A 17,223-nucleotide genomic window follows, 5' to 3' on the forward strand; every position below is an offset into this window, starting at 1 on the left:
CGGGTAGGTCCGTTGCAGAAAGAGGTGATGGCAATGAGGGAGCAACAATTGCCGGTTGCACAGTTTGGACAAATGAGTGAGCCACGTTTCGAACTCATCCCCACCCACCGTATCGTTGAGCGGGCTGAGGCGGCACTCCCGCCTCACGCCACGCTGACGATTACCTGCTCGCCGAAGAAAGGTGTCGATGCTACGATCGAAACGGCTGTCGCTCTGGCCCCTCGGTTTGCCCGGGTTGTTCCCCATATTGCGGCGCGAATGGTCCGGAGTGAAGAACATCTTGAGGCGGTGTTAGATAAGCTCCTCGCCCACGATTTGGAAGAGATCTTCGTCATTGGCGGCGACGAGAGGCAACCGCTGGGCCCGTATCGTCATGGCCTTGATCTGTTGGAATTCCTGGCCACACGCGAGCACGGGATACGCCGCATCGGCATTCCGGCGTATCCCGAAGGGCACCCTGACATCGATAATGACATCCTTGCCAAGGACCTTTTAGCGAAAGCGCCTTACGCGCACTACGCCGTGACGCAGATGTGCTTCGATCCCGACCGAGTCCTTGCTTGGTTGCGGCGACAGCGTGAAGCTGGTCTCGGGCTGCCGTTCTACTTGGGCATCCCCGGTCCGGTGAAACCTGATAAACTACTTCGCATCGCAACCCGTATTGGTGTGACCGACTCGATCCGCTTCCTTAGAAAAAATTTCAAGTTGACGGGGAAAATGTTGCGCGGGTACGACGCCTCCGATTTGTTGAATGCCTACGCCCCGCACTTAAATGAGTCGGACCATGGGATTGCCGGCTTTCACATGTATTCATTTAACGAACTAGACACGCTTAAAAAAATTTTCGCGCGTATAGCTATTTGATTGCAGCATTCATCCTTTTAGCATATTTCATTCTTTTTTTAAGTTCCTATTTAATGGTTTCGGTTACAATGAATACAGGCAAAGTAGATGTAGCTCATCCATCGTAATTTCGACAACAGGTTCGAATCGGTCCCAAATCGCTTTGCCAATTACTACACTACTATTGGAGGCTTGTGAAAATGAAATCAGATGTAGAAATAGCGCAATGTACGACGTTGAAACCGATTGAAGAGGTTGCCGAAAAAATGGGAGTGGGGCGGAGTAACCTTGAATTATACGGAGACTACAAAGCAAAAATTAACGAAGATCAGAACGAAAGGTTCGATGAAGAAAAAAATGGAAAATTAATTCTTATGACGGGCATTAGTCCAACACCTGCCGGTGAAGGGAAAACGACAACCTCCATCGGTTTGGCTGATGCCCTTCAAAAAATAGGAAAAAATGCGGCTGTTGCGATAAGGGAACCTTCCGTTGGGCCTGTGTTTGGCATGAAAGGCGGGGCTGCTGGAGGCGGTTATTCCCAAGTTGTGCCTATGGAAGATATCAATTTGCATTTTACCGGTGATTTTCATGCCATCGGTGCAGCAAATAATTTATTGGCTGCCATGATTGATAATCATATCTACCATGGGAATCCCTTGAATATTGATACTCGCAAAATTAAATGGAAGCGAGTGCTCGATATGAACGACCGGCAACTCCGCCATATCGTGGATGGTTTACACGGAAAAGGAAACGGGACGCCACGTGAAGATGGATTTGAAATTACGGTGGCTTCGGAAATTATGGCGATCTTTTGTTTATCAAATGACATCAAAGATTTGAAAGAAAAGTTAAAGAATATTGTCATTGGTTATACAACAGAGGATGCCCCTGTTACCGCGGGACAATTGAAAGCACACGGAGCCATGGCCGCACTATTGAAAGATGCTATAAAACCAAACCTCGTACAAACGTTGGAACATACGCCGGCATTTGTCCACGGCGGACCCTTTGCCAATATCGCCCACGGTTGCAATAGTATACAGGCGACAAAAACAGCATTGAAATATGCGGATTATGTTGTGACGGAAGCAGGATTCGGTGCTGATTTAGGGATGGAAAAGTTCATTAATATTAAATGCCGTTTATCTGGTTTAAGACCGTCCACCACCGTTGTCGTTGCAACTGTCAGAGCATTGAAATTGCATGGCGGCATTTCAAAAACCGAGTTAGAAAAAGAAAATATCCAGGCGCTTGAAAAAGGGCTGCCCAATTTATTACAACATCTGGAAATCATGCAAGAAACATTCGGCGTGTCAACGGTTGTTGCTATCAATAAATTTCCAACTGACAGCGAAGCAGAGTTGGAAAAAGTTGCAGAACAATGTCGGGAGCAAGGTGTTAAAGTCGTGCTTTCCGAGGTATGGGCAAACGGAGGTTCAGGCGGTGAGGAACTGGCACAGGAAGTTGTTCGGCTGGCCGATCAGGGAAGCCAGACCACGTTTACTTATGACTTGAAAGATTCGATTATCGGGAAACTCGAAAAGATGGTCCAAAAGGTATACGGTGGAAAAGGGATCGAGCTTACCAGAAATGCGGAAAAAGAAATTCAAAAGCTGGAGGCGTTAGGGTATGGGGATCTTCCGGTATGCATGGCAAAAACGCCATTCTCATTTTCCGATGATCCGACGAAAATAGGGAGGCCGCGTGATTTTACTATTACGATAAGGGATGTGAAACTTTCCGCTGGAGCGGGATTTATTGTCATGTTAACCGGCAACATTATGACGATGCCAGGGTTGCCTACATCCCCTTCAGCTGAATCCATTGACGTTGATGATGACGGAAAAATTGTTGGCTTATATTGAGACATGTTTGTGAAGGAAAGCCATTGAATAAAGAAGAACTAAGAAAAGAAGGGATAGATTTACTTAAAAATTTAAACGAAAATAAAAAGTCAAGTATTGCAATGAAATTAGCCGGTGATTGCTGGCATCGCCAGAGTGGAAGAAGGCGAAAACCATTGGCATTACCGTATCCCGGGATCCAGAGTGGAACACAAAAATGATTATGGAAAAAGGATGGAAGCAGGGAAAGAAGGTATGTGTGCCAAAATGCTTCCCCGCCAAAAAAGAACTGCAGTTTTATGAAATTGATGGTTATCATCAATTAGAAGACGGTTTTTTTGATTTAATTGAACCTATTCCGGAAAAGACAGACAAAAAAAATAAAGAAGAAATGGATGTGCTTATTGTACCCGGGCTGATTTTTGACCGTCGTGGGTACAGGATAGGATTTGGCGGCGGTTATTATGACCGCTTCCTTAGCGATTTTCCCAATCAAACCATATCGCTCGCATCAAGTTTTCAGGTGCGGGCAACCATCCCTGCCTGCGAATATGATATTCCGGTTCAACAAATTATCACGGAAAATGAAATCTTATCCTTTTGAATACGTTTGAGTTTTCTACTTCATCGATGATGGGGAGTGATATCTATTAAATGGAGGCTCAACACCAAATTGACTCATCCCCCTATGTTTTTTGGTCGCAAGGGTGACATAGATTTTATTGAAGACCTTTGGGGGATTGAATTTATGATACAAGCCACGTGGACGTGATTCAGCGGTAGAATCTAACCCTTTTTCAAGTGTTATTTTCAAAATATTCGATTTTATTTGGAGGGAATACTTGTGAATAATCATCAAATTGTACAGACCGATTTGAAAACCTTATTTAGTCCGTTAAAAATTGGAAGGAAAGAGGCCAAAAATCGAATCGTATCAACGGCACATGCTGTAGGGTGGGATAATGGTACGGGCATTATAAATGAGCGTCATGTTAAATATCATGAACGTAAAGCTGCCGGAGGCGCCGGGATCATTATGACGTTTGGCTCTGCCAGTGTCTATGAGGAATCAGCAGCTTCTTATGGATCCGTAAGTTTATGGAATGAGAAAAATGAACCTTTATTGAAGGATCTTGCCGATCGTGTTCATGCCCATGGTGCCTTAATTTTGTCACAGGCAACCCATATGGGAAGACGTGCAGATTCGTCGATAAGTGGCCGCCCTATACAAGCACCATCCGCCATTCCAGAGGAGGTGCATCGTGAGATCCCACATGTTTTGCGTACGGAGGAAATACCACCAATCGTGGAATCCTTTGCTGAAGCCGCTGCACGTCTTGAGAGGTGTGGCTGGGATGGCATTGAAATCACATCCTTTGCAGGACACTTAATTGAACAGTTTTGGAGTCCTGCTCTTAATCATCGCACGGATAAATACGGTGGGGACTTTGCCGGTCGTATGCGTTTTTCGATTGAGGTGATTCAAGCGGTTAGAGAGGCTGTATCAAGTGACTTCATTATTGGTTGTAGAATGACTGGTGATCCTAAAACCGATACACTAGGTCTTGACCATGAGGATATGCTAGAAATTGCCAGAACACTTGATGAGCTAGGCTGCATTGATATGTTTGGCATTAGCGGTGGTACCGGTGCAACCTATAGCGCTCAGGCCGCAGTTGTTCCTGGAGATACGTTTGCAAGGGGCACCTTTAATCATGTGTCGGGAAAAATGAAAGAGCATCTTTCGGTACCTGTTTTAGTTGCGGGACGTAATCTTGATCCCAGTCAGGCAGAAAAAGCTTTAACGAATGAAGATTGTGATCTTGTTGGTATGACAAGAGCCATTATAGCGGATCCGGATATGCCACACCTAGCACAAAAAGGGGAGTTTTCTCGAATAAGACCGTGTATTGCATGCACGGAAGGTTGTATCGGCAGATTATATATGGGAATGCCGGTTCTTTGTACGGTGAATCCTGCCATGGCTGATGATTCTTTAGATCATCTCACCCCTGCACACCATCCACGCAAAATTGTTATTGTCGGTGGCGGCCCGGCAGGAATGGAGGTTGCTCGCGTATCGGCCATTCGCGGACATGAGGTTCATCTGTTAGAAAGTACCGATAAACTAGGGGGGAAAGTTTATTTTGCTGCAATGGCCTCCGAACGCCCTCATTACGGTAGGCATATTAAATGGCTGGAGCAAGAATTAGAACGGCTAGGAGCAAACGTTCATCTTAATAAAAAAGGAACGGCCCATAATGTATTGGATTTAAATCCTGATGCCGTTGTGCTTGCTACTGGATCCAATTCAACATTCTTAGAAGCAGCTGATTTGAATACCCGTTATGTAATGGATGTTGAGCTTCTTGATGGCAAGGTTTCGATAAATGCAAATAGTAAAGTATTAATCTATGATCGAGAAGGAAAATTTAGAGGTGGCAGCGTTGCTAACTTTGCAGCAGAAGCAGGAGCTTCCCAAGTGGAGATTGCCACACCATCGTGGTCAGTTTCAGAAGATTTGGATGAAATGCAAAAGCCTGAATTATTCCGATTATTGTCAGAAAAGAAGGTGACACTATCTCCAAATAAAAATTTGGTCAAAACAAAGGAAGGCAATCATGTATTGGAGGACAAATGGACGGATACGAAGCGGAGTATCGAAAAGGATGAGATGATCATATTAATCGGCTATGAAGAAGGAGATAATAGCTTGTTTAATCAGCTAAAGTCATCTGTCTCTGATCTCGATGTCCAGCTGATCGGTGACGCTGTTTCCCCCCGCCGATTAAATGATGCTATCTCAGAAGGGGTACGTGTAGGAAGTTTATTATAAGAGGATGTTCAAAAAGTCCGGAAAACTTCCTCGAAAAAGAAAATTACTTTTCATCGTGCGAGGATCATTCGAGGGAGAGGATGCTAGAGCTGTCGAATTTCTGCGTCAGCTTGCGGAGTGAAGGAGGCCAGCGTGTCATTATCAGTGACACGCTGGCACTAGCGCCTCTGGCGCGTCGTACGTACCCAAAACGTATCCTCGAAAAAGATAACCGCTTTTTCATCGTGCGAAGGAACGCTTCCGAAGCAGCCAGCTGGCGCTTTTCTCCTCGGAAAAGAAACCCCCTTTTCCTTCGTAAGAAGTGAATGCTTTCGTGGTTCAAGCAGGATACGCGAGACGGGATTCCTTGCACTCCAGAGCATAAGAAAGTTTAGACTCGCCATCTTGGCGTTAAGCTAACATTTTCTAAAACTTCTTGGCTCTTTTTGTTCTCCTTTCTATTCAAGATCACAGAAAGAAAACATAAGAACCTGATCAGATATCACTCTTACTGATCGAAGCTATCAACAACAGTCATTTTACCTTATTCGTCATCTCGTCTATACTATAGACAAATGCCATGTATTTATAAAAAATTCAACCATTGGAGGGATTTTGTAATGGGCACATTGAACTTAAACGCGGCAAAAACCTTGATCGAAGCTGCTGAACATGAATCGCAAAACCTTGGGGTGTCGATGGTGATTTCGATTTTGGACGAGGGCGGCAACCTGATCGCCACTCATCGCATGGATGATGCTTGGTTGGCAAGTGTCGATATCGCGCAGAATAAAGCATGGACGTCCGTCGCTCTTAAAATGCCGACATCCAATCTGGCGGATGCCACGGTTCCCCAGGGCGAACTTTATGGATTAAACACCACCAATCAAGGTAAAATTGTCGTCTTCGGTGGAGGGATCCCGCTCATTAAAGATGGGAAAGTGATTGGAGCCGTAGGCGTGAGTGGGAGCACAGTTTCCCATGATGTTCAAGTGGCAGAAGCAGCGGTGAAAACATTTGAAACGATGGATTTGAAAGTTTAGAAATAAGAATGAGCATGAATTTTTTTATGATTTTGAAATATTTGTTGCATTAAAGCCTTTGCTTTGCTATGATAATTACAAATAAAATGACAATTTGCGAATGAACATTGTGGGAGAGATCGACGTACATGTCGGCACCGAAGGGGCAACATTCACATAAATGCCTTGTGAATGAATCTCTCAGGTAAAAAGACCACAATGGGACGCATCTCTGGAGAGCGCTTAAGCCACCAAAGGGGTAAACTCCGTCACTCGGGAGTTGAACTCTCAGGTACAAGGACAGAGAAAAGGTTTGTATACCTTTTCTCTGTCCTTTTTTGTTGTTGGTCCAATGTAGGGGACGAGTCATTTTAACATTTTACCAGGAGGGGTTTCGATGAGTCTGAAGGATAATGACGCGACGATTTTTTCGGCTATGGAGGAAGAGCGGGGCAGACAGCATGACACGCTCGAGTTAATTGCGTCAGAAAATTTCGTGAGCGAAGATGTGTTGGAAGCGATGGGGTCAGTGATGACGAACAAATACGCGGAAGGTTATCCGGGGAGACGATATTATGGCGGCTGTGAATTTGTGGATGTAGCAGAGAATGCCGCGATCGAACGATTAAAAGAGTTGTATGGCGCAGAATATGCCAATGTACAGCCGCATTCCGGAGCGTCTGCCAATTTGGCGGTCTACTATTCGCAGTTAACGCCCGGGGATAAGGTGATGGGCATGAATTTGTCCCATGGAGGACATTTGACGCACGGCAGTCCTGTCAGCATTTCGGGAAAATGGTTTGATGTCGTTTCTTATGGTGTCAGGGAAGACGATCATTTAATTGATTATGATCAATTGGAAGAACAGGCAAAAAAAGAAAAGCCTAAGCTCATCATCGCCGGGGCGAGTGCTTATCCGCGGGTCATTGACTTCGCAAAATTTAAAGAAATTGCCGATAAGGTTGATGCAAAATTGATGGTTGATATGGCACACATTGCCGGGCTTATTGCTGCAGGGGTTCACCCGTCACCGGTGCCACACGCGGATGTCGTGACCAGTACGACACATAAAACGTTAAGAGGCCCTCGCGGTGGATTTGTTTTAACGAATAACAAAGATATGGCAAAAGCGATTAACAAAGCTGTATTTCCTGGTTTGCAAGGTGGACCTTTAATGCATGTCATTGCCGCAAAAGCTGTTTCTTTTAAAGAGTCCTTGCAGCCTTCATTCAAAACTTACGCCAATCAGATCGTCGAGAATGCGAGAACGCTCGGAGACACTTTAAAAGAAAAAGGTGCTGCCCTCGTTTCAGGTGGAACCGACAACCATTTATTACTCGTTGATGTCCGCCCTTGGAATCTCACCGGAAAAGAGGCGGAACAGTTGCTTGAGAAAATCGGTATCACCGTTAATAAGAACACCATTCCATTTGATCCTGAAAGCCCGTTTGTTACCAGTGGCATTCGAATCGGAACGGCGGCGCTTACGACACGGGGGATGGGAAAACAAGAGATGATCGACATCGGTGAAATCATTGCCGATGTTTTGGGAAGCAACGGCCGAGCCGATGTGCTTGAAAAGGCTAAAAATAAAACGAATGACATATGTAAAACATTCCCTCTTTTCCAAAAAGAAGCGAGCGTTTTATAAGGGAGGATCGTAAAAGTGGATTTTCAAAGCTGTTTTGATATTATCGGCCCCGTTATGGTAGGGCCGTCCAGTTCCCATACTGCTGGCGTCGTATCCATTGGAAAATTTACGTATGAACTCCTTGGCGGCTGTCAGCCAGAAAGAGTTCGCATTACTCTGTATGATTCTTTTGCGCAAACGTATCAGGGCCACGGCACAGACAAGGCACTCCTCGGTGGTCTGCTCGGGATGGGGACAGAGGATGTCCAGATAAAAGATGCCATTGCCTTAGCCAAAGAAGAAAACATCGATTACCAATTTCTTCTCGAAAAAGATCACTGCCCCTATTATGATCATCCAAATACGGTAATCATTGTCGCTGAAGTGGGATACCGCCGTGTAAAAGTGGGTGGCGTTTCCCTTGGCGGAGGCTTATCACAAATTTTTTTAATCAATGATGCAGAAACGGCGATCCGTTTAAGTACAGAAGATGATTTACGCTCGATTTGTAACCGGCTGCCCTTATATATGCTTACAAATCATCAACAGGAGGTGTAATACGTGCAACTCAATTCAATGGAGGAACTCCTTTCTTACTGCGAGACACAAAACGTAAGCATTGCTGACATGATGATCAACATGGAAAGCGAAAAGACGGAAAAGACGCGTGAGGATATTTTTAATAAAATGAAAGATCGTTTAATCAAGATGCAAGAGGCCGTCGAATCCGGGAAATCGGACGGCACCCCTGCACCGAGCGGCATATCAGGGGGAGATGCGCTGAAAATGGGGGAGTATATTAACAGTGGTGACACCCTTTCCGGCTCACTCATTACCCGGGCGATGCGCTATGCAATGGCTACTTCTGAATGTAATGCAAGAATGGGGGTTATCGTCGCGACACCAACTGCGGGTTCAGCGGGTGTGCTTCCCGGGATCCTTTTCTCGCTCCGGGATAACGATGATTATTCGCTTGATGAGCTGACGTACGGATTGTTTACGGCAAGCGCACTAGGCTACATCATCGCCAATCGTTCATTCGTTTCAGGGGCAGCCGGTGGCTGCCAAGCTGAAGTCGGCTCGGCAACAGCAATGGCTGCAGGCGTCATTGTGGAAGTGAAGGGTGGCACGCCTGTTCAAGCTGTTCATGCGACGGCTATGGCTTTGAAATCGCTGATTGGACTTGTGTGTGATCCTGTTGGCGGTTTAGTTGAAGTGCCTTGTATTAAACGGAATGTCATAGGTACATCGATTGCATTTTCTTCGGCAGATATGGCTCTAGCGGGCATTGAAAGCCGTATTCCTTGCGACGAAGTTATTGAAACCATGTACAGAGTCGGTCGTGAGATGCCCCGAACATTACGTGAAACCTCACTTGGAGGGTTGGCTACCACACCGACAGGAGAGGAAATAAAGCGAAAGTTGTACAACCGATGATTGATGATTCTAGAACAACATGTAAGAAATGGCCGGGTGGCCTCTTTAGGCCACCCGGAATAATAGGATTATTGGTCATGCGTTAAGCAAATTCGAACGAATAGCTTTAAATACTAACAATCGTAAGGAGAAATATATGAGTAAATTGTTTAGCAAAGAACACGAATGGGTGGACGTCTTAAATGATGATATTGTTCGAGTTGGAATAACCGATTATGCGCAGCAAGAACTGGGGGATATTGTATTTGTTGAAAACCCGGAAGTTGATGAGACAGTAACTGCGAATGAGAGCATGGGCACGATTGAATCAGTCAAAACCGTTTCGGAAATATATGTTCCGGTATCCGGGGTTGTGGTTAAAATCAATGAAGAACTGGATGATGAGCCGGAATTGGTGAATACAAACCCGGAAGATGAAGGTTGGTTGGTAGAAATTAAGATAACAGACCGTGAGGGCTTAACAAACCTCATGAATCGAGAGGAGTATCAAAACTTCATTGAAAACGGAGGGGAATGATGTATCGCTTTCTGCTGGATACTTCTACCTCTGGAATCCACAGAAAAATGGTCTCATGACCTGACCATATTCGGTAGAAAGCGCCGTTAGATATTGCGGAGCCTTGCGAAAAAATAAAAATAACAAAGATTTTATCAGTTTCCTCGGTGTCGGTACCTATGATCATTTCGTTCCGAGCGTCGAGAGCCATGTTCGAGAACCATGTTATTATACGTTCAGCATTTTAAATAACGTATACGCCTTACGAAGCAGGGGTTAATCAGGGGGAATTGCAGGGCATCTTTGAGTTTCAAACAATGATTTGTGAATGGATGCAGTCAATTCCTCCATGTACGACGGCTTTACCGCTTGAGGAAGAAGCGACTTCACTCGCCGTTCAGCCGACAATACGGACAACCCGGAATCTCAAGACGCCCGGTTGACTATGGATATCATCCACCGACCATCTACTTTTCCGACACATGTAAAGGAAGAGATGATGATTGAATCGACAGAAACCGAAACAAAAGAAACGGTTGATTCATTCGCTGGTGTCATGCTCAAAATCAATGAAAAAATCGAGAAAACCCCTGATATAATCTTAGAGGCCCCTCGGCAGATCGCGAACCGGTACGATGTTTTGAGAGAGAAGGGGCAGGAGAGGAACTAAAAACACCATTGTCAATTCAGTCATAATCTACGTTGGGAAGGGGATGATTACATGTCGAAAACCGATGAATATGTACGTAAGCCTGAATGGTTAAAAACGAAAATTAATACAAATAGAAATTACACAGATATAAAAAAAATGATGCGGCAAAAAAAGTTGCACACGGTTTGTGAAGAAGCGAATTGCCCGAATATTCATGAATGTTGGGCAGAAAGAAAAACAGCGACATTTATGATATTAGGTGATGTATGCACACGAGCTTGCGGGTTTTGTGCTGTGAAAACAGGGCTTCCGAACGAGTTGGATTGGCAAGAACCAGAACGTGTTGCAGAATCGGTGGAACATATGGGGCTTAAACACGTGGTTATTACATCTGTTGCCCGGGATGACCTGAGAGACGGAGGCGCTGCTGTTTTTGCAGAAACGGTGCAGGAGATCAACCGACGTAATCCGTTTTGTTCTGTTGAAGTGCTTCCGGCTGACATGAAGGGTGAATACGAAAACTTAAAGATTTTAATGGACGCTGGCCCTGATATTTTAAACCATAATATTGAAACGGTTCGACGGCTCACGAAGAAAGTTCGCGCCCGCGCCAGGTACGACCGTTCTTTACAATTGCTACAGAACGCGAAGAAAATCAATCCGGAGACCCCAACGAAATCGAGCATTATGATTGGGCTTGGTGAAACGAAAGAAGAGATCATCGAAACGATGGACGATTTGCGGGCTCATTCAGTTGATATTATGACGATTGGACAATATTTACAGCCGACAAAGAAACATTTAAAGGTACAAAAATACTGGCATCCGGACGAATTTGCAGAATTAAAAGAAATAGCACTTTCAAAAGGATTTACTCACTGTGTGTCAGGTCCACTCGTTCGTTCTTCATATCACGCTGATGAACAGGTAAAGAAGGTCAAAGAGACATCACTCTAAAATGTTGTTCTAAATTCAGATGTTGACATGGTCAATCAGAACTAGTATCATAAATAAGTAATTGAACATGTTGCACTCAAGCAGAAGCACCCGCTTCTCACCTGATTGACGCCAAAGGGCAGTTGACTGGTACGCAATCGAACGGATCGTGTTATTTAAAGTGGGTGTCGTATGCAATAACGGCACCCACTTTTTACGTATGTGTAAAGCTCTGATGTGTGCATGTTACAATAAATGGTCGAAATGTCACTACCGGTTTATTTTACACCCTTTTGGTGAACAGTTTCATCTAAAAAAATTCAATGGAGGTGGCTCATCATTCGTAAGGATATGAAGCTTAATGATGGGATTCGTGCTCGCGAGGTTCGGCTCATCGATGCAAATGGCGAACAAGTAGGGGTTAAGCCGAAACGGGAAGCACTTGAACTTGCTGCAAATGCTGAATTAGATCTCGTACTTGTGGCGCCAAATGCAAACCCGCCAGTCTGCCGCATCATGGATTACGGGAAATATCGATATGAACAGCAGAAAAAGGAGCGGGAAGCACGAAAGAAGCAAAAGGTCATCAATGTAAAAGAAGTGCGTTTAAGTCCGAACATCGAAGAGCACGATTTCAATACGAAGCTTCGTAATGCACGTAAATTTTTGTCTAAAGGTGACAAAGTCAAAGCAGCGATTCGTTTCCGCGGCCGTGCGATCACGCATTCATCTATTGGACGTGATGTTTTGGAACGCCTTGCGGAAGAATGCAAAGATGTTGCAGCGGTTGAAACAAAACCGAAAATGGAAGGACGCAGTATGTTTTTGATGCTTGCACCTAGATCAGACAAAGACACTAAGAAAAAGTCGTAGCAAGGAGGAAGTCATCATGCCGAAAATGAAAACTCACCGCGGAGCAGCCAAGCGGTTCAAGCGAACAGCTAATGGCAAACTAAAGCGTAACCACGCGCACACAAGCCACTTGGCTCGTAATAAGACAGTTAAACAGAAACGTCATTTGAGACAAGATACAGTTATGGATAAGAGTGACCAAAAGCGTGTAGAACCACTGCTTCCTTATAAAAAATAAGAAACAATCGTAAATGAATAGGAGGGGTCGACGATGCCTAGAGTTAAAGGTGGTACAGTCTCCCGTAATCGTCGCAAAAAGGTATTAAAACTGGCGAAAGGATATTATGGCTCCAAGCATGCCTTATTCCGTGTAGCCCAGCAACAAGTAAGAAAATCACTCCAATATGCTTACCGTGACCGTCGTCAACGCAAGCGTGAATTTCGCAAATTATGGATTACACGAATCAACGCGGCGGCTCGTATCCATGGACTTTCTTACAGCCGTCTCATGCACGGACTAAAGCAAGCGGATATCAATATTAACCGCAAAATGCTCGCGGATCTTGCTGTCAATGATAAGGAAGGATTTGCAGCACTAGCTGAAAAAGCAAAAGCAAAATTGTAAGAAATGAAGCGCGAACCCTGAAAGAAGGGTTCGCGCTTTTTTTGTAGAGTAGTTGGATTTATGATGCGGGAGGAAATCTTTATAGATGACTCTTTACATCTTATTAGCCTTTAATGTAAAAAAATTAATAAACTTCAACAAAAAGGGTTGCATTAAAGTATCAACTGTTATATATTAGATACATAAATTAATAGTTATATTAATACAGAATAAGTTCCGAGCAAGGGATTGGTTGCTGTGCCTGAAAAATTTTAAAATGTGGAGAGGAGAGCTGTAATATGACACAATCATCATTTCAACAGCAAGTTGAGGAATTGAATAGACAGTGGGAAACGGAGGAACGTTGGCAAGGGGTAAAACGGCCGTATACAGCTGAAGATGTTGTTCGCTTACGCGGGTCTCTGCAGATCGAACATACACTGGCGCGTAGGGGAGCAGAAAAGCTTTGGGACGATTTACACAATGAATCCTATGTAAATTCCCTTGGTGCACTAACGGGAAATCAAGCGGTTCAACAAGTAAAAGCAGGACTGAAAGCGATTTACTTAAGCGGGTGGCAAGTCGCTGCCGATGCCAATCTCGCCGGCCAAATGTACCCGGATCAAAGCCTTTACCCCGCGAATTCGGTTCCGCAGGTTGTTCAACGAATCAATAACGCCCTCACTCGTGCGGATCAGGTACAGCACATGGAAGGGGAGGGTGACATTGATTATTTCGCACCGATTGTAGCTGATGCAGAAGCGGGTTTTGGGGGTCAGTTGAATGTTTTTGAATTGATGAAAGCGATGATCGAGGCGGGAGCAGCCGGGGTCCATCTGGAAGATCAATTAGCGTCCGAAAAGAAATGCGGGCACCTTGGAGGCAAAGTATTAATTCCAACGCAAACCGCTGTAAAAAACCTTGTTTCTGCGCGATTTGCAGCTGATGTCTCCGGGGTTCCAACTGTATTGCTCGCGAGGACAGATGCCGATGCTGCTGACTTAATTACAAGTGATGTTGATCCTGCCGATGCTGAATTTCTTACTGGTGAACGAACAGCGGAAGGGTTTTACCGTACAAATGCTGGGATCGATCAGGCGATCGCTCGTGGTTTGGCCTACGCACCTTATGCTGATTTAATCTGGTGCGAAACGTCTAAACCAGACCTTGAAGAAGCACAGAAGTTTGCAGATGCAATTCATGAACAATACCCGGATCAAATGCTTGCCTATAACTGTTCACCATCATTTAATTGGGAGGGTAACCTCGATAAAGAAACCATCGAAACGTTCCAAGCCGAGATTGCAAAGATGGGATATAAATTTCAATTCGTTACCTTGGCCGGATTCCACTCTCTTAACTACAGCATGTTTGAACTTGCGCGTGGCTATAAAGAAAGAGGGATGGGGGCCTATTCAGAATTACAACAGGGAGAGTTTGCTGCTGAAAAGCATGGGTACACGGCTACCCGTCATCAACGAGAAGTCGGCACAGGTTATTTTGATGAAGTTGCCCAAGCGGTTTCAGGGGGAACCTCGTCAACGACAGCACTTGCAGGTTCAACCGAAACAACACAATTTCAAAAGTAATGAAACGCATCAAAAAGGGTTGGCTCGTAAAGAGCTGACTCTTTTTATTGTTTTACAACAGAAAAAATGACTCCAATTGTTGGAGTCACTCAAGGGTTATTCAGCATGGCGCAGGCATTTTTCGCACTGCGTAAAATTTGCATCTGGGATTTCGCTTAAAACTTCTCCACAATCATGACAAATACGGGGGTTGAATTTTGCAGGGGGGTAAACATAATGAGTCATTCTGCTAGCAACACTTTTCATAATGGGAAACCCTCCAATATGTTTTGTTAACATTTATTGTACTATAACAGTAATGTAAAAGCAATGCTGTTATATAAAAAATCGATAACTTTTTTCGTTATCGATTTCGGTGAATGCTTTATTTTTTAAACGTCCCGTGTAAAAGGCCGATAGCAACCCCTACAAGTGCTGGTACTACCCATCCTAAGTTAATGGCTGCAAATGGAAGGTAATCAAAGATTGCGAGCTCTATTCCTGCTTCCCGCAGCCCATCTGAAGTACTCACAATCGCTGTCAGCAAAACACTCCAGCGGTAGACTTCCTCTTTCCCTTGAAACCACCGATCGGTGAAAGAAAGCAAAATCAATACAATAATAATAGGATAGATAAATGTAAGCACTGGCATTGAAAATAAAATCAGTTGATCAAGTCCCATGTTTGCAATTCCTGCGCTAAGCAACGTGAAAAAAAGCACGAATAAACGATAAGAAATGCTAGGAAACCAAGATTGAAAATAATTAGCGCACGAAGAGATCAACCCGACGGCTGTCGGTATACAGGCAAAAATGATAGAAATACTTAAAATGATATTCCCATAAATCCCAAAGTATTCGCCTGCGACCAAGGACAAAATGGAGCCGCCATTGTCCTGGACACCGATGGCTGATGTACTGGTAGCACCAAGAAAGGCTAGTCCTGTGTATATGACCACAAGAAGGACACCGGCAATGGCACTTGCTTTCAATGAAACGGATTGAATGAGCCGTTGTTCTTGCACTCCCTGACTTTTAATGGCTTGAACAACGATGATCCCGAATACGAAAGCAGCAATCGTATCCATCGTTAAGTATCCTTCTTGAAAGCCGTTAAACAGTGCCCATTGTTCATAATCGTTCGTAGGAGAGGAATAGGTTCCAAGTGGACCAGAGACTGTACGAACCAGTAAAATGAATATCACAAATAAGAGTGCAGGTGTAATAACTTTCCCGATTCGGTCGACAAATTTTCCAGGGTTCAAAGCTAACCAATATACAATGGCAAAATACAAAACAGTGAATATGAATAGACTAAGATTTTTTACATCACCATCGGGAAGGAAGGGGATGATTCCAATTTCGAAAGAAACTGTTCCTGTTCTTGGAACTGCAAATAGTGGTCCGATCGTTAAAAAGGTTAAACTTGTAAATGCAGTGGCAAACCGTGGATGAACACGTCGACTGATCGCTTCGGGCTCCTCCTTGGCTGTATATACAATAGCGAGGACACCGAGAAGGGGCAACCCAACGCCCGAGATAAGAAATCCAATGATCGCTGGCCAAAAATTCGTCCCGGCCTCTTGACCGAGAAGGGGAGGGAAGATGAGATTTCCGGCTCCGAAAAATAATGAAAATAGCATAAGACCAATAAAAATGATCTCACGTGAAGAGTTCCGTTGCGATTGCATAGATGTGAATTCTCCTCTTTCTAAAAAACAATAAAGTATAGTTTAGCATAAATCCTTTATTAAAGAAAAGAGCCCACCGACGGGGTCGGGGGCTAAGGCTAAAGAATCTATTATCGGTCATAAGCGTTTAATGCATTGACTCCATGGGCAAGGGCAGAACCAGCCTTTAACGCAGTAGCTACGAAAATGATCTCTGCTAACTCTTCTTTACTAGCTCCTTGTTCGTTGGCAGCTTTGGTGTGCAGTTCGATGCAGTAAGGGCATCCGGTTGTATGAGCAACAGCGACGGCAATAAGCTCGCCCTCTTTTTTACTCATCGTCTTTGGAGCTAACGCTTGTCCATCGAAATCAACGAACGATTTGAACATCTCTGGCTGTAATTCTGAGAATTCACTAAGGCGGTCAAAATAGCTGCGCTTGAAAAGCGTCTCATCATCAACCCCATCATACGCGTTCAAGGCGTTTACGCCGTGGGCCATGGAAGAACCAGCTTTTAAGGCGGTTCCCATAAGAATGGCTTCACTCATTTCTTCTTTACTGCCGCCGGCTTCCTTTAAATTGTTCACATGGAGTTCAATGCAATAGGGGCATCCCGTGACATGAGCGACCGCGACAGCTGCCAATTCTTTTACTTTAACGGAGAGTGATCCGTGTTTCATGACCCCTTCATTGAATGTCATGAATTCTTTAAACATATCTGGAGCCAGATCGGAAAACTCGCTCAGCCTTGAAAAATACGAACGTTCAAATAAGCTTTCGGACATAATTACCCCTTCCTTTTCATTATTATAATACGATCCTTAATATCCCCTTTACCCTCTTTATTTT

At 44.4% G+C, this 17,223-nt stretch carries 19 protein-coding genes, 2 riboswitches and 1 other annotated feature; of the genes, 17 read left to right on the forward strand and 2 right to left on the reverse strand.

From position 1 onward, the window contains the following. The first annotated feature begins 33 nt into the window (after positions 1 to 33). The 17 genes from HNR44_RS01020 to aceA all read left to right on the forward strand — a co-directional run bounded on the left by HNR44_RS01020 (position 34) and on the right by aceA (position 14,726). Complete coding sequence (locus HNR44_RS01020; protein WP_184402274.1) at positions 34 to 864, forward strand: methylenetetrahydrofolate reductase; 831 nt, start codon at positions 34 to 36, stop codon at positions 862 to 864. A gap of 179 nt (positions 865 to 1,043) precedes the next feature. Continuing rightward, positions 1,044 to 2,714, forward strand: a complete 1,671-nt coding sequence (locus HNR44_RS01025) for a formate--tetrahydrofolate ligase (RefSeq protein ID WP_184402275.1) — start codon at positions 1,044 to 1,046, stop codon at positions 2,712 to 2,714. A 23-nt stretch (positions 2,715 to 2,737) separates the two neighbouring features. Continuing rightward, on the forward strand, positions 2,738 to 2,914 hold the full coding sequence (locus HNR44_RS17530) for a hypothetical protein (protein WP_246407175.1): 177 nt from the start codon (positions 2,738 to 2,740) through the stop codon (positions 2,912 to 2,914). Next, positions 2,833 to 3,297 carry a 5-formyltetrahydrofolate cyclo-ligase gene (locus HNR44_RS01030; protein ID WP_246406900.1) on the forward strand — a complete coding sequence of 155 codons (465 nt, stop codon included), beginning with the start codon at positions 2,833 to 2,835 and terminating at the stop codon, positions 3,295 to 3,297. Before HNR44_RS17530 ends, HNR44_RS01030 begins: the two co-directional genes overlap by 82 nt. Positions 3,298 to 3,537: 240 nt before the next feature. Beyond that, a complete protein-coding gene (locus tag HNR44_RS01035) occupies positions 3,538 to 5,529 on the forward strand; it encodes an oxidoreductase (RefSeq protein ID WP_184402276.1) in 1,992 nt (663 codons plus the stop codon). 599 nt (positions 5,530 to 6,128) lie between these two features. Next, positions 6,129 to 6,551 (forward strand): GlcG/HbpS family heme-binding protein, encoded by a 423-nt coding sequence (locus HNR44_RS01040; protein ID WP_184402277.1) that lies wholly within the window; start codon positions 6,129 to 6,131, stop codon positions 6,549 to 6,551. A gap of 100 nt (positions 6,552 to 6,651) precedes the next feature. Then, a riboswitch (glycine riboswitch) is annotated at positions 6,652 to 6,757 on the forward strand. Between the two features lie 2 nt (positions 6,758 to 6,759). After that, positions 6,760 to 6,837: riboswitch (glycine riboswitch) on the forward strand. A gap of 90 nt (positions 6,838 to 6,927) precedes the next feature. Continuing rightward, complete coding sequence (gene glyA, locus HNR44_RS01045; protein ID WP_184402278.1) at positions 6,928 to 8,181, forward strand: serine hydroxymethyltransferase; 1,254 nt, start codon at positions 6,928 to 6,930, stop codon at positions 8,179 to 8,181. 15 nt (positions 8,182 to 8,196) lie between these two features. Then, the gene (locus HNR44_RS01050) at positions 8,197 to 8,718 is read left to right on the forward strand and encodes a serine dehydratase beta chain (protein WP_184402279.1); all 522 of its coding nucleotides are present in this window, start codon (positions 8,197 to 8,199) and stop codon (positions 8,716 to 8,718) included. Positions 8,719 to 8,736: 18 nt separating this feature from the next. Then, positions 8,737 to 9,597: an L-serine ammonia-lyase, iron-sulfur-dependent, subunit alpha gene (gene sdaAA / locus HNR44_RS01055; protein ID WP_184403496.1), complete on the forward strand. Its 861-nt coding sequence runs from the start codon at positions 8,737 to 8,739 to the stop codon at positions 9,595 to 9,597. Positions 9,598 to 9,733: 136 nt separating this feature from the next. Continuing rightward, entirely contained in the window at positions 9,734 to 10,114 is a 381-nt protein-coding gene (gene gcvH, locus HNR44_RS01060) for a glycine cleavage system protein GcvH (protein WP_184402280.1), read from the forward strand. Between the two features lie 269 nt (positions 10,115 to 10,383). Beyond that, positions 10,384 to 10,536: a hypothetical protein gene (locus tag HNR44_RS17975; RefSeq protein WP_425489434.1), complete on the forward strand. Its 153-nt coding sequence runs from the start codon at positions 10,384 to 10,386 to the stop codon at positions 10,534 to 10,536. A gap of 53 nt (positions 10,537 to 10,589) precedes the next feature. Then, the gene (locus HNR44_RS01070; RefSeq protein ID WP_184402281.1) at positions 10,590 to 10,763 is read left to right on the forward strand and encodes a hypothetical protein; all 174 of its coding nucleotides are present in this window, start codon (positions 10,590 to 10,592) and stop codon (positions 10,761 to 10,763) included. 51 nt (positions 10,764 to 10,814) lie between these two features. Beyond that, complete coding sequence (lipA, locus tag HNR44_RS01075; protein ID WP_184402282.1) at positions 10,815 to 11,702, forward strand: lipoyl synthase; 888 nt, start codon at positions 10,815 to 10,817, stop codon at positions 11,700 to 11,702. A 72-nt stretch (positions 11,703 to 11,774) separates the two neighbouring features. Then, positions 11,775 to 11,904: a sequence feature (ribosomal protein L20 leader region), on the forward strand. A 128-nt stretch (positions 11,905 to 12,032) separates the two neighbouring features. Beyond that, complete coding sequence (gene infC / locus HNR44_RS01080; protein WP_184402283.1) at positions 12,033 to 12,554, forward strand: translation initiation factor IF-3; 522 nt, start codon at positions 12,033 to 12,035, stop codon at positions 12,552 to 12,554. 16 nt (positions 12,555 to 12,570) lie between these two features. Then, the gene (gene rpmI, locus HNR44_RS01085; RefSeq protein ID WP_184402284.1) at positions 12,571 to 12,771 is read left to right on the forward strand and encodes a 50S ribosomal protein L35; all 201 of its coding nucleotides are present in this window, start codon (positions 12,571 to 12,573) and stop codon (positions 12,769 to 12,771) included. 33 nt (positions 12,772 to 12,804) lie between these two features. After that, entirely contained in the window at positions 12,805 to 13,158 is a 354-nt protein-coding gene (gene rplT / locus HNR44_RS01090) for a 50S ribosomal protein L20 (RefSeq protein ID WP_184402285.1), read from the forward strand. Between the two features lie 278 nt (positions 13,159 to 13,436). Beyond that, positions 13,437 to 14,726 (forward strand): isocitrate lyase, encoded by a 1,290-nt coding sequence (gene aceA / locus HNR44_RS01095; protein ID WP_184402286.1) that lies wholly within the window; start codon positions 13,437 to 13,439, stop codon positions 14,724 to 14,726. Positions 14,727 to 15,090: 364 nt separating this feature from the next. Here the strand turns inward: aceA and brnQ are convergent, their stop codons facing one another. Continuing rightward, entirely contained in the window at positions 15,091 to 16,395 is a 1,305-nt protein-coding gene (gene brnQ / locus HNR44_RS01100; protein WP_184402287.1) for a branched-chain amino acid transport system II carrier protein, read from the reverse strand. A 110-nt stretch (positions 16,396 to 16,505) separates the two neighbouring features. Beyond that, entirely contained in the window at positions 16,506 to 17,159 is a 654-nt protein-coding gene (locus HNR44_RS01105; RefSeq protein ID WP_184402288.1) for a carboxymuconolactone decarboxylase family protein, read from the reverse strand. Between the last annotated feature and the right edge of the window lie 64 nt (positions 17,160 to 17,223).

The sequence above is a fragment of the Geomicrobium halophilum genome (assembly GCF_014207655.1).
Taxonomy (GTDB): Bacteria; Bacillota; Bacilli; order Bacillales; family Marinococcaceae; genus Geomicrobium; species Geomicrobium halophilum.

Coding starts and splice junctions, on each gene's coding strand:
- HNR44_RS01020 (WP_184402274.1), top strand. CDS start 34: ATGAGGGAGCAACAATTGCCGGTTGCACAGTTTGGACAAATGAGTGAG.
- HNR44_RS01025 (WP_184402275.1), top strand. CDS start 1,044: ATGAAATCAGATGTAGAAATAGCGCAATGTACGACGTTGAAACCGATT.
- HNR44_RS01040 (WP_184402277.1), top strand. CDS start 6,129: ATGGGCACATTGAACTTAAACGCGGCAAAAACCTTGATCGAAGCTGCT.
- glyA (WP_184402278.1), top strand. CDS start 6,928: ATGAGTCTGAAGGATAATGACGCGACGATTTTTTCGGCTATGGAGGAA.
- sdaAA (WP_184403496.1), top strand. CDS start 8,737: ATGGAGGAACTCCTTTCTTACTGCGAGACACAAAACGTAAGCATTGCT.
- gcvH (WP_184402280.1), top strand. CDS start 9,734: ATGAGTAAATTGTTTAGCAAAGAACACGAATGGGTGGACGTCTTAAAT.
- HNR44_RS01070 (WP_184402281.1), top strand. CDS start 10,590: ATGATGATTGAATCGACAGAAACCGAAACAAAAGAAACGGTTGATTCA.
- lipA (WP_184402282.1), top strand. CDS start 10,815: ATGTCGAAAACCGATGAATATGTACGTAAGCCTGAATGGTTAAAAACG.
- infC (WP_184402283.1), top strand. CDS start 12,033: ATGAAGCTTAATGATGGGATTCGTGCTCGCGAGGTTCGGCTCATCGAT.
- rpmI (WP_184402284.1), top strand. CDS start 12,571: ATGCCGAAAATGAAAACTCACCGCGGAGCAGCCAAGCGGTTCAAGCGA.
- rplT (WP_184402285.1), top strand. CDS start 12,805: ATGCCTAGAGTTAAAGGTGGTACAGTCTCCCGTAATCGTCGCAAAAAG.
- aceA (WP_184402286.1), top strand. CDS start 13,437: ATGACACAATCATCATTTCAACAGCAAGTTGAGGAATTGAATAGACAG.
- brnQ (WP_184402287.1), bottom strand. CDS start 16,395: ATGCAATCGCAACGGAACTCTTCACGTGAGATCATTTTTATTGGTCTT.
- HNR44_RS01105 (WP_184402288.1), bottom strand. CDS start 17,159: ATGTCCGAAAGCTTATTTGAACGTTCGTATTTTTCAAGGCTGAGCGAG.